Annotated in this window: 14 protein-coding genes; 5 read left to right on the top strand and 9 right to left on the bottom strand. The window is 41.8% G+C overall.

The window, feature by feature from the left end; genetic code table 11:
• Window positions 1–496: 496 nt before the first annotated feature.
• Entirely contained in the window at window positions 497–1,879 is a 1,383-nt protein-coding gene (gene fumC / locus LLY41_RS17620) for a class II fumarate hydratase (RefSeq protein ID WP_304585989.1), read from the top strand.
• Window positions 1,880–1,946: 67 nt separating this feature from the next.
• Here the strand turns inward: fumC and LLY41_RS17615 are convergent, their stop codons facing one another.
• Window positions 1,947–2,165: an alpha/beta-type small acid-soluble spore protein gene (locus tag LLY41_RS17615; RefSeq protein WP_035326833.1), complete on the bottom strand. Its 219-nt coding sequence runs from the start codon at window positions 2,163–2,165 to the stop codon at window positions 1,947–1,949.
• A 296-nt stretch (window positions 2,166–2,461) separates the two neighbouring features.
• On the opposite strand from LLY41_RS17615, the gene LLY41_RS17610 reads away from it, so the two are divergent.
• The gene (locus LLY41_RS17610) at window positions 2,462–2,704 is read left to right on the top strand and encodes a hypothetical protein (protein WP_095243778.1); all 243 of its coding nucleotides are present in this window, start codon (window positions 2,462–2,464) and stop codon (window positions 2,702–2,704) included.
• A 90-nt stretch (window positions 2,705–2,794) separates the two neighbouring features.
• On the opposite strand, the gene LLY41_RS17605 is transcribed toward LLY41_RS17610, so the two are convergent.
• Both LLY41_RS17605 and LLY41_RS17600 read right to left on the bottom strand, forming a co-directional pair.
• Window positions 2,795–3,904, bottom strand: coding sequence for an ABC transporter ATP-binding protein (locus tag LLY41_RS17605; protein ID WP_095243779.1), 1,110 nt, complete (start codon window positions 3,902–3,904; stop codon window positions 2,795–2,797).
• A 115-nt stretch (window positions 3,905–4,019) separates the two neighbouring features.
• Window positions 4,020–4,913, bottom strand: a complete 894-nt coding sequence (locus tag LLY41_RS17600; RefSeq protein ID WP_304585988.1) for a PucR family transcriptional regulator — start codon at window positions 4,911–4,913, stop codon at window positions 4,020–4,022.
• Between the two features lie 128 nt (window positions 4,914–5,041).
• On the opposite strand from LLY41_RS17600, the gene LLY41_RS17595 reads away from it, so the two are divergent.
• Window positions 5,042–5,302, top strand: coding sequence for a metal-sensitive transcriptional regulator (locus tag LLY41_RS17595; RefSeq protein ID WP_076262472.1), 261 nt, complete (start codon window positions 5,042–5,044; stop codon window positions 5,300–5,302).
• Window positions 5,303–5,344: 42 nt separating this feature from the next.
• Here LLY41_RS17595 and LLY41_RS17590 read toward each other — a convergent pair whose 3' ends face one another.
• Entirely contained in the window at window positions 5,345–5,530 is a 186-nt protein-coding gene (locus LLY41_RS17590) for a hypothetical protein (RefSeq protein ID WP_304585987.1), read from the bottom strand.
• A gap of 91 nt (window positions 5,531–5,621) precedes the next feature.
• On the bottom strand, window positions 5,622–5,828 hold the full coding sequence (locus tag LLY41_RS17585) for a YheE family protein (RefSeq protein ID WP_095243786.1): 207 nt from the start codon (window positions 5,826–5,828) through the stop codon (window positions 5,622–5,624).
• Between the two features lie 99 nt (window positions 5,829–5,927).
• On the opposite strand from LLY41_RS17585, the gene LLY41_RS17580 reads away from it, so the two are divergent.
• Complete coding sequence (locus LLY41_RS17580; RefSeq protein WP_304585986.1) at window positions 5,928–6,098, top strand: hypothetical protein; 171 nt, start codon at window positions 5,928–5,930, stop codon at window positions 6,096–6,098.
• Window positions 6,099–6,177: 79 nt separating this feature from the next.
• Here LLY41_RS17580 and LLY41_RS17575 read toward each other — a convergent pair whose 3' ends face one another.
• The 4 genes from LLY41_RS17575 to LLY41_RS17560 are packed head-to-tail and all read right to left on the bottom strand — an operon-like array spanning window position 6,178 to window position 11,164.
• Complete coding sequence (locus LLY41_RS17575; protein ID WP_304585985.1) at window positions 6,178–7,347, bottom strand: YheC/YheD family endospore coat-associated protein; 1,170 nt, start codon at window positions 7,345–7,347, stop codon at window positions 6,178–6,180.
• A complete protein-coding gene (locus LLY41_RS17570) occupies window positions 7,344–8,708 on the bottom strand; it encodes a YheC/YheD family endospore coat-associated protein (RefSeq protein ID WP_304585984.1) in 1,365 nt (454 codons plus the stop codon). The genes LLY41_RS17575 and LLY41_RS17570 overlap by 4 nt, the downstream gene beginning before the upstream one ends.
• A complete protein-coding gene (locus LLY41_RS17565; protein ID WP_304585983.1) occupies window positions 8,686–9,789 on the bottom strand; it encodes a YheC/YheD family endospore coat-associated protein in 1,104 nt (367 codons plus the stop codon). Before LLY41_RS17565 ends, LLY41_RS17570 begins: the two co-directional genes overlap by 23 nt.
• Complete coding sequence (locus tag LLY41_RS17560) at window positions 9,749–11,164, bottom strand: YheC/YheD family endospore coat-associated protein (protein WP_304585982.1); 1,416 nt, start codon at window positions 11,162–11,164, stop codon at window positions 9,749–9,751. The genes LLY41_RS17565 and LLY41_RS17560 overlap by 41 nt, the downstream gene beginning before the upstream one ends.
• Before the next feature lie 227 nt (window positions 11,165–11,391).
• On the opposite strand from LLY41_RS17560, the gene LLY41_RS17555 reads away from it, so the two are divergent.
• A complete protein-coding gene (locus LLY41_RS17555; protein ID WP_304585981.1) occupies window positions 11,392–12,531 on the top strand; it encodes a DUF445 domain-containing protein in 1,140 nt (379 codons plus the stop codon).
• The last annotated feature ends 13 nt before the right edge of the window (window positions 12,532–12,544 follow it).

Below are 12,544 nucleotides of genomic sequence, written 5' to 3'. Positions count from 1 at the left end.
GCTTTCTTTTTTATTATTTTTTTAACGCAAAGTTATTTTGTTCAATAAAAATTCATTTTTCAGACACAGAATAGTACTGGTATAAAGAATTTGAACTCCGATATTCATGATACTCTTATGCTATCACGCATATCTGGAGGAGATTATATGGAGGAATTTTCTATTACTTTGGTGATAGCAAGTATTATGGTGCTTGGATACTTTATTGGGTATACAATTATAAAAGCATAACTGCCGGCTTTTCAGCCAGGCAGTTTTTTTATCGCAGTCTAACGGGCAGTAAGACCCCCACTTCAAGATTCAGAGGAATCAAAGGAGGATAAGTGGGGGTCAAACTGCCCGTAAAGGCCCGATTGGTTCAACTAACAATCAGTGGGGATAAGGAAAACCCCCACTGATTGAAGTTTCACTTTATATCGTTTTTTATCATTAAATTTAGAAAATAAGGGAAAAGATTAAAAAGGAATCATAGTAATCATTTAAGGAGGAATGACAGTTGGCTGATTTTAGGATTGAAAAAGATACTCTTGGTGAAGTGAAGGTGCCCGCTGATAAATACTGGGGAGCCCAGACACAGCGGAGCAAGGATAACTTTAAAATCGGAATTGAAAAGATGCCGATGGAAGTAATTTATGCATTTGCCAGGGTAAAGCGTTCTGCTGCAGTAGTCAACAACAGGCTTGGGAAGCTTTCCCATGACAAAATGGAAGCTATCACGGGAGCTTGCGATGAAGTCCTAAATCATAAGTTTGACAGCCACTTTCCTCTGGCTGTATGGCAGACAGGGAGCGGCACACAATCAAATATGAATGTAAACGAGGTTGTCGCTAAAAGGGCGAATGAATTGCTGGCTGAGAAGGGGATTCGGGATAGTCAAGTGCATCCAAATGATGATGTCAATATGTCTCAAAGCTCTAATGATACGTTTCCGACTGCCATGCATATCGCAGCTTATACGGCGGCCGAGCAAAAGCTGCTTCCGGCATTGAAGGAATTAATAAGGACAGTTAAATCGAAAGAAGAGGCATTCAAATCAATCGTTAAAATAGGCAGGACCCATTTACAGGATGCAACACCTCTTACATTGGGTCAGGAAATCAGCGGCTGGCGTGCCATGCTTGAAAAGAATGAAAGAATGCTGATGGACGCAAAGCAGTATCTGCTTGACTTAGCCATTGGCGGTACAGCAGTCGGAACGGGCATTAATGCAGAGAAATCATTTGGACCTGAAATGGCAAACGAAATATCCAGACTTACAGGCTATACATTCCGTTCGTCTGACAATAAATTTCAGGCACTGACCAGCCATAATGAAATTGTCCATTTTCATGGAACATTGAAGGGTCTGGCAGCAGATTTGATGAAAATAGCCAACGATGTCCGATGGCTTTCAAGCGGGCCGCGCAGCGGAATTGGGGAATTATCGATCCCGGCAAATGAACCAGGCAGTTCAATCATGCCCGGTAAAGTAAATCCGACACAAAGCGAAGCCCTTTCTATGGTGGTTTGCCAGGTCTTTGGAAATGATGCCTCGATTGGATTCGCTGCAAGTCAGGGGAACTTTGAATTAAATGTGTTCAAGCCTGTTATAATCTATAATCTTCTTCAAAGCATCAGTATTCTAGGGGATGGAATGGGCTCTTTTAATGAAAAATGCATGATGGGATTGGAGGCTAATAAAGAAGTGATTAATGGACATGTTGAGAGATCACTAATGCTTGTTACGGCACTCAATCCGCATATTGGCTATGAAAAGGCAGCGGAAATTGCCAAACTCGCATTCAGGGAGAATACAACCCTGAAAGAAGCAGCCTTAAAAACAGGGTATATTACTGAAGAACAATATGAGAATTGGGTTGTGCCCGAAAAGATGGTCTAAATATAAAATGGCCCCCTTTCAAGAAGGAGGGCCAAAGCCATATTTATTCAATTGTTATTTTGCTTTATTAGAAAGAACCGCCGCCAAGCTGTTGTTCTGCCATTTGTACAAGGCGTTTTGTGATTTCTCCCCCAACAGATCCGTTAGCGCGGGAAGTGGTTTCTGCACCAAGGTTTACACCAAATTCAGTAGCGATTTCGTACTTCATTTGATCAAGTGCTTGAGCTACTCCTGGTACTAGTAATTGGTTTGAGGAATTGCTTCTGCTAGATGATTGGTTGTTCATGTGATTTCCTCCTCGAAATATTAGTGTATTGGTTTTTGGTTGGGTTAGCTGGAATTGCACCAGCGCAAGGATTATATCCTGCTCCACTGCCTGGCGTAACCCATCGTTTCTTAGTGCGGGTGCTTGATGCCGCTGTGTTTACTCTCTATTATGTTTGATTTATAAAAGTTTATTCTTTCAGATAATCGGGAATTTTTTCCTGATAAAACCCTCTGATTAAGAGACTTACATAAGGAAATCTAAACAGACAAATCATAATTAATATCAGCAAAGAAAACGAAAGTGAGAGGATTGGAATGGCTATTTGCCCAGTCTGCAACGGCTTTGAGAAAATTGAAGCAGCATGCAGCTCCTGCGGAAGCAGGATGGAGGACAGTGGAAGAGTAATGGATTTTTACGATGATTATAGTGCCTATATGCCAATTGACCAGATGAAAATGGAAGATGGCTATCCCCTGGATTATCAGCAGGAGGAATGTCCCCATTTGCTGAAGTGTCCATCATGCGGCAATGATTCGGTGAAATTTATCAAAGAGTAGAACGAAAATAGATGGCTGCAGCATCTGGTGACGGCGTGGCAGAGGCTGACAGTATTAAAAAACCCCGTCAGCTTTGACGGGGTTTCAATGTCATTCTTTTTCAGAACGGATTCTTCTTTCATGGTCTGCATCAAAGAAGTGTGCTTTGTTCATATCGAAAGCAAGTTCAAGGTTTTGGCCTGGATTAATATCTGTGCGGGAATCCACGCGCGCAACGAAATCCTGGCCTTCGATGCTTGAGTAAATCATAGTTTCAGCACCAGTCAGCTCGGAAACGTCGATGCGGGTATTGATTTTTGAACCGGCAGATGCATCAATAAATACCGGCTCATCGTGAATATCTTCCGGCCGAATGCCAAGGATAATGTTCTTGCCCGTATATCCCTGTTCACGAAGGACCTTCATTTTACCTTCCGGCACAGCAATCTGAGTTTTGCCAATAATAAATTTGCCGTCTTCAAGCGTTCCGTTAAAGAAGTTCATGGCAGGTGAACCGATAAATCCGCCTACAAATACGTTTTCAGGCTTTTCATAAACTTCTTTTGGTGCGCCAACCTGCTGAATCACTCCATCCTTCATAACAACAAGGCGGGTAGCCATTGTCATGGCCTCTGTCTGGTCATGTGTTACATAGATAGTAGTTGTTTGAAGACGCTGATGAAGCTTGGCAATTTCTGCACGCATTTGAACACGAAGCTTTGCATCAAGGTTTGATAAAGGCTCGTCCATGAGGAATACCTTTGCATCACGGACAATCGCACGGCCTAGAGCTACACGCTGGCGCTGTCCGCCTGACAATGCTTTTGGCTTGCGGTCAAGGTAAGGCTCCAGCCCCAGAATTTTTGCTGCCTCTTTTACACGGCGGTCGATTTCATCTTTTGGAAACTTGCGAAGCTTAAGTCCGAAAGCCATGTTATCGTACACGGACATATGCGGATAAAGTGCATAGTTCTGGAAAACCATTGCAATATCTCGATCTTTTGGAGGAACATCGTTTACACGCTTCTCATCGATATAGAAGTCGCCTTTTGAAATTTCCTCAAGACCTGCAATCATACGGAGAGTTGTGGATTTACCGCAGCCGGAAGGACCGACAAAAACAATAAATTCCTTATCTTTAATATGAAGGTTGAAATCTTCTACAGCTGTTACTTTATTATCATAAATTTTATAAATATTATCGAGTTTTAATTCTGCCATCAGGGTAACCTCCCAATAATCTTTTTCTTAATTACAGTTTAATGGATACGGGGGTTTTCCCATATGGCCAAACTGCACAAAAATACTGAAAGCGTTTTTATGCAATGTGCTCAAGTCAGGTTTGCTCAATCAGCAAACACGCTAAATAAACAGTCAGCGCGCTGTTAAAGTCCTTCAGTTGAATGCCGGTCTTCTCTGTGAACTTATCAAGCCTGTATTGCAGAGTGTTCCGGTGAATATACAACTTTTTCGCCGTTAATGAAGCGTTGGAGCTGTTTTGTAAAAACACTTTTATGGTGTGCAGGAGTTCAGGGTCTTCTTCGAGTAAAGAAAGGCGTGAAAGCAGGCTCTTTTTTAAAAATGAATCCAGCTGCCCGGTGATAAGAGAGGGGAAGAGCTTTTCAAAATTCAGCACTCTTTCAGCGGGAATCAATGAGGTAGCCTGCTCGAATAGAAGCTGTTCCTCTTTAAAAATCTTGTGTAATTGTGTTCCCGCCTTATTCGGAATGCCAATGTAAAAGGCTGTTTTCACAAAAAAATCACTTTCTAAAGCATTGGAAACAGCAAGGAACTCTTCTTCTGCAAGAGAGTCTTTACTCTCTTCAATGATGACCCCTGTGGCTTTCCCGTTCCATAAAATCGTTATGTCCTTTTCAAAAAAACCTCTAAAAGCAGCTTCCATATCCTCACGTACCCATTCGCCCTCAGACATTTTGAATTGAACCAGCCTGTATGGAACATCTTTTGCAAATGACGGATGATCCCCATTTGAAAATAAGTATTGAAACCAGGCTTGGGCAGCAGGGGCAAGGTGAATGGAACTGTCATGGAATTCAAACAAAGTTTTCAATACCATCAGACTATCTGCAGATACCTCTTGAACTGGAATGCCAAGCCATTGGCCTGACTCCTCATGATGAAACCAGTACAAATCAGAATTATAGCTAAATTCAGGTTTTATAAATTGAAGTTGAGAGCCCGGATACCGGTCATGTAATTTGTTTAACATATCTTTACCCTTTGGTTTGATAAATTTTTGTGTTTCTTATATTATAGCAGTTATAATTTAATTGAAAAAATTAACTTAATCTTTGAATGTTTCTATAAAGGGAATTGAGAGTGTGAGGAGTGAGACTCATGGAATATACACCTGAAATGAAAAACCGCTTGAAAAGGCTGGAAGGCCAGGTGCGGGGTGTGATCCGAATGATGGAAGAAGAAAAACACTGCAAGGATGTTGTTACACAATTATCTGCTGTCCGTTCTGCAGTTGACCGTGCAATGGGATATATTGTAGCTAAAAACCTGGAAACATGCATCCGTGAAGCAAATGATGAAGGCAAAAATGCGGAAGATGCAATCCAGGAAGCTGTGAACATGATTGTGAAAAGCAGATAACCAGAAAAGCGGAAGGCACCTGAATTCAGGTGCCTTTTATTTTTACTCAGCCTCATATGGAGGTTCTTCCTCATTCAGTTCCCTGGATTGTTCGATATTAACATCATCGCCGCGCCCGTGGACGGAGCCTCCGGAAAGACCCTCGTTTATGATCCTGTCTATATCCATATAAGCTTTATCCCTGCCTTCATACTGGACGTCGTCAGAAACCTTGCGTTTTTTATCCATGTGACAATCGCTCCTTTTAAGTGTAATATCCTGGCGGGATTATTTTCCCAAAAGAGCTTTATCGTCATGCATGAATTCTCTAATCTTTTTCTTATTCATACACATGAAACAACATCAATTCGTGAATCTGGGATTTCAGGTCCTCCTCTTGTCCGGCAGGATCTCCGGATGTCCATTCAATTTTTCCGTCAGGATGATAGATGCCGGTCATTTTTTGCTTTTTGAAGTAAAAAGAAAATGTCCATCCCGGCAATTGTTTGTTTTCATATAAAGGTTTGAATTGAAAGTGTGTCAGCATTAGGATTCCTCCAGATGTTGTAATATTCCGTTTAACGTTCCTGAAAAAGGGAATGGAACAGATGTAGAAACATTTTAACATTAAAAGGAGGCAAAAAGGATGAAAAGAAATAACAAATTTATGATGTCAGCCATGGCCCTTGGAGCAGCTTATTTAATGAGAAACCCGGAGTCACGTGAAAAGCTTAAAGACCAGTTTAAATCTTTCGCCGGAAGTGCCTCTAAAAAAAATAGGGTTAAGACAGTGAAAAGCCCTGTAACGACTTATTAATTCTTTGTCAGGGACACTTATAAGAATCGCATAAAAATAGCCGTGCACCCACAGCGTGTACGGCTATTTTTATGCGATTCTAGAACCCGGACAACGAGATAAATAAGCGGGTCAGTTCTTCAATTCTTTTTCCTTCTATCCAAATTTCATCAAAACTCATCGGCTTTGAATTTATTTCATAAATCACATAGTTGCCCTGATCAGTTAATCCGGCATCAATAGAGTATTCACCATGAAAACCTTTCGTTTTCTCAAGAAGTTTTCCTGCCTCCGATGCTGCAGTATGAATAAACGCATCATGTTCTTTTGTGCGGACACTTTCATATGGAATCATTACCCCTCCATTGGGGATGTGGGTTGTAATGTCCTGTTCCTGAGACTGCCTGATGCCAATCCCTGTAACCGAATAGCTGCCTCCGCTGAAATGGGCTAAGATTCTAAAATCAAATCGCTTGCCTTCGATTTTGGCAGGGCTGATCGCTTTCTGTGCTAAATAAGGTTTATCCATCAGGTGAGTGTCCCATTGGCGCCAGAAATGTTCAAAATCAGCGTAACTGAATGAATCGTGCAGACCGTTTAATGTGATGCTTTTTCCCAGCCGGATTAATTGGTATATTCCTTTGCCTTTGGACCCGTTTGCCGGCTTTAAGTAGATAATATTATATTTGTGGATAAGATCCTTCAGAGCCTTTGGCCCGGTGACAAGAATGGTTTCAGGAATGTAATCCTGCAGGGGCGGATGGTCTTTTAACAGCTGATAAACGTCGAATTTATCCAGAAAGCCCGGATTGAAAAATGGAATAGCCTGCTCCTTAAAAAAACGGCTTGCTTTATGAAACGCTTCTGTTTTTTCTGTTTTCCGGAATGGCACCCTGTTGTAGACAAGATGCGGGAGAGGGCACCTGGCTTCAATCCACTTATCCTGCCGGGGAATATAAATATAGCCGTTCACGGAATGATCCTTCAGGTCATCTGGTGTAAATACAAAGGAAACCCCGCTCTTTTGCAGTATGCTATTCTGGAGGGCCTTAAATAAAGGACCATTGCCGGCAATAGCCTGATCCTTTCCTTTTCCGGTAAGAATCCCAATCACCGGTCCCGCATTACCGTTCCGCAAGGATAATGAAAAGGAAAGCGAATCTTGTGCCGCCTGCGGGTTAATAATGCTTAAAGGGTGTTGACTGCTTCCAAGGGTACAACTGATGCTGCCGAACCAGGTCCTGCTGGCCCGGTCATAATAAACCTTCATCTTACAATTTCCTGGGGCTTCATAATAGAGGCTTCGGCAAGGAAAACGGCGAATGAAAGTGATAGCTTGCGGGTAAGAAAGTCGAACTCTCTGAGCTGAGGGTGTTTGAAAATGGATCTTCCGGGCTTTGAATTTGCTTCAAACAGCCACACATGGCCATTGCGGTCCAACCCAAAGTCAAAGCCAATTTCACCGATAATACCTTCCATGTTCCGTTCCAGTGCCTTGCTGATATGAAGTGCCGCCTCACTTAACTTCGCCATTGCCTCTGCTTTTTCAGCATCCGATTCAAATACTTCTTCAAGGATTTTGATTTCGCCTCCGCTTTTTACATGAGTTGTAACACTGCCGGGTCCCGCCATTTTGGCAGCTGCAGCGGTTACTTTCCATTCCCCATTCTCATCTTTATTGGTATGAACCCTGAAATCAATTGCTCTCTGTTCATGACGGAGCAAATGAATTCCCTGCTGTACAAGCATCCGGCTTAAACTTCGTCCTGCGAAAACATTCCGCATTAAATTTTCCAAAGTGCTAAACCTTCTCAGCCGATTTTCGTCCCTCACTCTATATCGGCAATAATAATACCCATCCCTCTTATCATAAATAATTTGATGGATCCCAAGCCCAAGGCTTCCATTAATAGGTTTCAGGAAAACATGGCCATAATCAGCCAGCATTCTTTCAATTACAGAAAAAGAAGAAAAAGGGTGGGTTTCAGGCAAGTAATGACTAATATCATCATCGTTCTGCAGTCTTTCATAAACATCTAATTTATTAAAGAAACCAGGGTTATACCAGGGAATCGAATAGTCTTTCTGAAGGCGGGCGCGAACTTCCTTCAGCTCATTCCTTCTTTCGCTTCTTCGGTTGGGAAGCCGGTCATAAACAACATTTGGAAAAGGGACTTCAAAGGTTTCCCAGCCTTCCTCATGATAAAAAAGCCCGTGGATGGTTTCTTTTTCCCAGTTGATTTGCTGGTCACCGAATAAAAACGGAATGGCACCAACCGTTTTTTTGACCGAAAGCAGTTTGGCAAAAAATAGGGTCCGATCCCCAACCGGCCTTAAAGGAAAAGAGGTGAATCCTGATGTGAAGATACCTACGAGCGGGCCGAGGTACAGAGTACCCTTATTGGCAAATGCATGCAGAGGAATCTTGAGATCAGGGAAATGCAGTGCTTCTGCAATATCTTTACTTATAATGATGGAGTTCTTCTTTGTTTTCTGGAGTAAAAAAGAAGAATCTGTTGAATGAGTGCCAAATGCCAGTTTAGTCAAATGAGTATGAAGGTTCAGCTCATTTGGAATATATACTGTTTTGGAGGCGGAATCGGAAATTTCAATTTGATATTGTTTTCTCATGATTCGTTCTCCTTTCCAATTCCTTATTGGCTGCCAGGGATTTGGCATAGAGAAGGGGAGCGGTATATAACTCTTCCTCCTTCTCAGGCTGGCTGTTTAGGATGGTTTTCCTTCCTGGCTTTGAGTTAATATCCAGTATCCAAATAGAGCCGTTAGTTTCCACTCCGATATCGATTCCCATCTCAAATAGAGGGGGAAGCTTTCGTTCAAGGGCAGCAGGAAGTGTATCGATAATGTCATAAAGCTCATCGGAAAGAAAACTTCTTAAAGAAGGCGGGTATTGAGTGATCCATTCCTCAAAAGAAATATTGCTGCCGCCAGCGCTTAAGTTGGAGACGATGCCTCCTTCTCTTCCTGTGCGAATGCCCCGGCCCAGCTCCTTCCAGGCACCATTCCTGTCCTTTTGAAGCAATATTCTTATATCAAATGGCTTACCGTTCTTGTTTGATAGATTCACATATGGCTGGATGAGGTATTGCTGTTTTGCGGTCAATGTATTCAGCCATCGGGCTGCCTTTTCTTCAGTTTCAAAGCTGCGTGAAACCTGGGCATTCCTTTTATCTGTTTTAACAAGAATATCTTTGCCCGTTTTCTCAAAATAATAGATTCCATTTCCCTGTGACCCGCTTGCCGGTTTTAAAATGCAGGGCTGATCAGGAATGAGGCTGTTTATGAAACTGTCAGCTCCGGTAAATCGAGCCGTTTTAAGCAAATAAGGTGATATGTTTGAGCAGGAGAGAACTTCATATAATTCAAGCTTATTAGGTAATCCATAGCCTAGGAATTGGATGTCACTTCTTGCCTTTAGCCAATTTACGATGGATACACATTGTTTCGAGTGGGAGTCATTTCTGTAAAAACAGCGATCATAAAGAATCTCCGGCACTGGAAATTCTGCCGGCTCCCATTTTCCTGAAGAGGGGTTATAGGAATCACCTGCAATCCTTTCTGAAACAGGATTGATATCTGTAGGCACAAACCTGAAACAATTAATGTTATATTCATTAGCTCTCTTCGCCAATTCCGTAAAGTATGGCTGTTCACTCCGTTTGTTTAATGTCATGATTCCGAATGAAAGCATTTTGTAGTCCTCCTTTTTGGATAAATGATAAAGCCGTAGCATATTCGATCAGTGCCTTGGCAGAGGGTCTTACTCTTTTTTCTTTATCTTCGAAGTTCTTGGAGGGTTTAGAATTCACTTCAATGATCCAAAGCTTCCCATTAGTGTCCAGTCCAATATCAATCCCTAGTTCTCCAACAATGCCTTCGCATTTCTGGCTGATGATTGATGCTGTTTCAACTGCAAGCTCCTTCAGTAATGCCAGCTGCTGAACCGCTGTTTTCTGATCAGAGTGCATCGTGAAAATTCTTAGAGGCTTCATAATTTCCCCGCCTCTTGCAATATTGGAAACAAATTGCTGCTCGGCAGAAATCCTTGCCACTGCAGAAGTGGCCCTCCAGATATCCTGAAAGTTTTTATGGCAGAGCACGCGGAAATCAAGCTGCCTGTTCTTATAAGTTTGCAGAGGTACGGCCTGCTGTGCCAGAAAAATCGTTTTCTTTTGGTACTGCTTAAACCATTGTGCAAAACGGTCATAATTTTTGAATGTGAGCGTATTTTCCCTGCCGTTTCCGGTCGATACTTCTGTCATGATTTCTTCGCCTTGTATACTCAATCTGATAATATTCCGTCCCTGGCTGCCATGTATGGGCTTAAGGAATATTAATCTGTGCCTGGCCAGCATTTCCCTGATGGTTTGTTCATCTGCAATGACTGTATCAGGCAGATAGGGATGCATATGATCCTCAGAAAAAAGGAGGTTATGAACTTCCTTTTTCGATAAAAAACGGTCATTAAACATTGGAATGTTATAGTTTATCATGCTATTTTTAAATGATTGAAAAGCAGTACTTGCTTCAAGCATCCGGGAGTGGATCCGGTTATAAATTACACTTGGCAAAGGAACGGGACGTTTTATCCATTTTCCCTCACGCAGGCAGTATCCCTGCAGCTTTCCTTCAATACAGTCGCGAAAATGAAATACATAAAAGTATCCGTGCTGGCCGGAAACAACCTCATGCAATTCTTCACAAAAAGAATGAATAGAGCGGAAGTCAGGCTCTTCGCCACTTTCAGTAAAATCCGTCATCAGTCCAATAACCGGCCCGGCAGTAATAGTAAAATCCTTTCTGGAGTAACTGGCGGCAAAATGGAGATGTTCCATTGGCAGGCAGCATACCTGAAAAAGCCGTTCACAGAACATAATTTCATCTTTCGTAATGTTTGCTCCTTCAATGGTTACCTGAATGGCATGCTTGCCAATCCGCAGCAAATGGGGCATTTGCAGATCAATATTCCAATAATGTACGAGAGAATGGCTAAGTTGAATGCGAAACTGATTTTCCTGAAACATTTTTACCGGAACAATCGTAATAGGCAATAAAGAAACTGTCATGATCATTCCTCATTTGCTTATCTTTATTTGAGCCTACTCTGAACAACCTCATGCAATTTGCAAATTGAATGCTGAATTTATTCCGCAGAATGTGCAAAACTCCCATTGATGAAGTTTTCACTGTATAATGAAAAAATAGGCAAAAGCTGATACCATATCGTATGTTCTGGGCAATTAAATGGTGCGTCAACAGAGGCGCCTGTAACTTAAGGAAGGTAGAGATATCTATGGAAATTGCAATGACAATAATTTTAATGATGATAATTGGGGCTCTCATTGGCGGGTTTACTAACTACCTGGCTATTAAAATGCTCTTTAAACCTTATAATGCCGTTTACATAGGTAAATGGAAGGTTCCATTTACCCCTGGGCTGATTCCTAAACGAAGAGATGAAATGGCAGATCAGATGGGAAAGCTGGTTGTTAATCATCTTCTTACACCGGAAAGCATCAAGAAAAAGTTCATTAATGATAAATTTCAGCGTGATATGACCGGGATCGTTCAGAAAGAGATGGAAACTATCCTGCAATCAGAAAAATCAGCAGAGGACATTCTTGCAGCGTTTGGAATCACGGATGGCCAATCTAAAACGGAGAACCGAATAAATTTATTAATTGAGCAAAAATATGAAAAAATTATAAGTGAATATCGAGGTCTGCCTCTTAAAGATGTTATTCCTCAGGGCCTTTTGGATAAAGCGGATGAGAAAATTCCGGCTATCAGTTCAATGATCCTTCAAAAGGGGGTTGATTATTTCTCCAGCATTGAAGGCAAAATGAGGATCCAAAGAATGGCTGATGATTTTGTTCGTGAACGCAGCGGCGTGCTCAGCAATATGCTGCAGATGTTCATGGGGAACATCAATCTTGCGGATAAAATTCAGCCGGAAATCATTAGGTTTTTAAGTAATGAGGGTACGGCCGACCTGATTACAACGCTTTTACAAAAAGAGTGGCACAAAATCCTTGAGATGGAAGCTGCAGTTATTGAAGAGCAGCTCGAAAAGGAACAGATTCTTTCAGTATTAAAGAATATTGCACACAGAGTCATTAATTTGGAGAATGTATTTAAAAAGCCTATCTCATCTTTTATGGACCCTTATAGGACAGTACTGATAGAAGAGCTGGCTCCTAAAAGTGTTCAGATGCTTTCTGATTGGCTTTCAGGAAAGACAGAAATGGTTATGGAACGGCTTCGTCTGGCAGAAATTGTCCGGGAACAGGTCAGCAATTTTTCGGTTGAAAGATTAGAAGATATGGTCTTTTCCATCATCAAAAGCGAGTTAGCCATGATTACAAATTTAGGTTTCCTGCTTGGGGGTATTATTGGTTTCGTACAGGGAATCATTGCTATATTGATTAATTAAAGGGTATCGCCTC

This window comes from Cytobacillus firmus, from assembly GCF_023612095.1.
In the GTDB taxonomy this organism is placed as follows: Bacteria; Bacillota; Bacilli; order Bacillales; family Cytobacillaceae; genus Cytobacillus.
This window is presented reverse-complemented; position numbering and strand designations above follow the sequence as displayed.

What these genes read in the sequence shown, in the direction of transcription:
- LLY41_RS17615 (WP_035326833.1), bottom strand. Translation starts at nt 2,165, where the DNA reads ATGAACAACCAATCATCTAGCAGAAGCAATTCCTCAAACCAATTACTA.
- LLY41_RS17610 (WP_095243778.1), top strand. Translation starts at nt 2,462, where the DNA reads ATGGCTATTTGCCCAGTCTGCAACGGCTTTGAGAAAATTGAAGCAGCA.
- LLY41_RS17605 (WP_095243779.1), bottom strand. Translation starts at nt 3,904, where the DNA reads ATGGCAGAATTAAAACTCGATAATATTTATAAAATTTATGATAATAAA.
- LLY41_RS17600 (WP_304585988.1), bottom strand. Translation starts at nt 4,913, where the DNA reads ATGTTAAACAAATTACATGACCGGTATCCGGGCTCTCAACTTCAATTT.
- LLY41_RS17595 (WP_076262472.1), top strand. Translation starts at nt 5,042, where the DNA reads ATGGAATATACACCTGAAATGAAAAACCGCTTGAAAAGGCTGGAAGGC.
- LLY41_RS17590 (WP_304585987.1), bottom strand. Translation starts at nt 5,530, where the DNA reads ATGGATAAAAAACGCAAGGTTTCTGACGACGTCCAGTATGAAGGCAGG.
- LLY41_RS17585 (WP_095243786.1), bottom strand. Translation starts at nt 5,828, where the DNA reads ATGCTGACACACTTTCAATTCAAACCTTTATATGAAAACAAACAATTG.
- LLY41_RS17580 (WP_304585986.1), top strand. Translation starts at nt 5,928, where the DNA reads ATGAAAAGAAATAACAAATTTATGATGTCAGCCATGGCCCTTGGAGCA.
- LLY41_RS17575 (WP_304585985.1), bottom strand. Translation starts at nt 7,347, where the DNA reads ATGAAGGTTTATTATGACCGGGCCAGCAGGACCTGGTTCGGCAGCATC.
- LLY41_RS17570 (WP_304585984.1), bottom strand. Translation starts at nt 8,708, where the DNA reads ATGAGAAAACAATATCAAATTGAAATTTCCGATTCCGCCTCCAAAACA.
- LLY41_RS17565 (WP_304585983.1), bottom strand. Translation starts at nt 9,789, where the DNA reads ATGCTTTCATTCGGAATCATGACATTAAACAAACGGAGTGAACAGCCA.
- LLY41_RS17560 (WP_304585982.1), bottom strand. Translation starts at nt 11,164, where the DNA reads ATGACAGTTTCTTTATTGCCTATTACGATTGTTCCGGTAAAAATGTTT.
- LLY41_RS17555 (WP_304585981.1), top strand. Translation starts at nt 11,392, where the DNA reads ATGGAAATTGCAATGACAATAATTTTAATGATGATAATTGGGGCTCTC.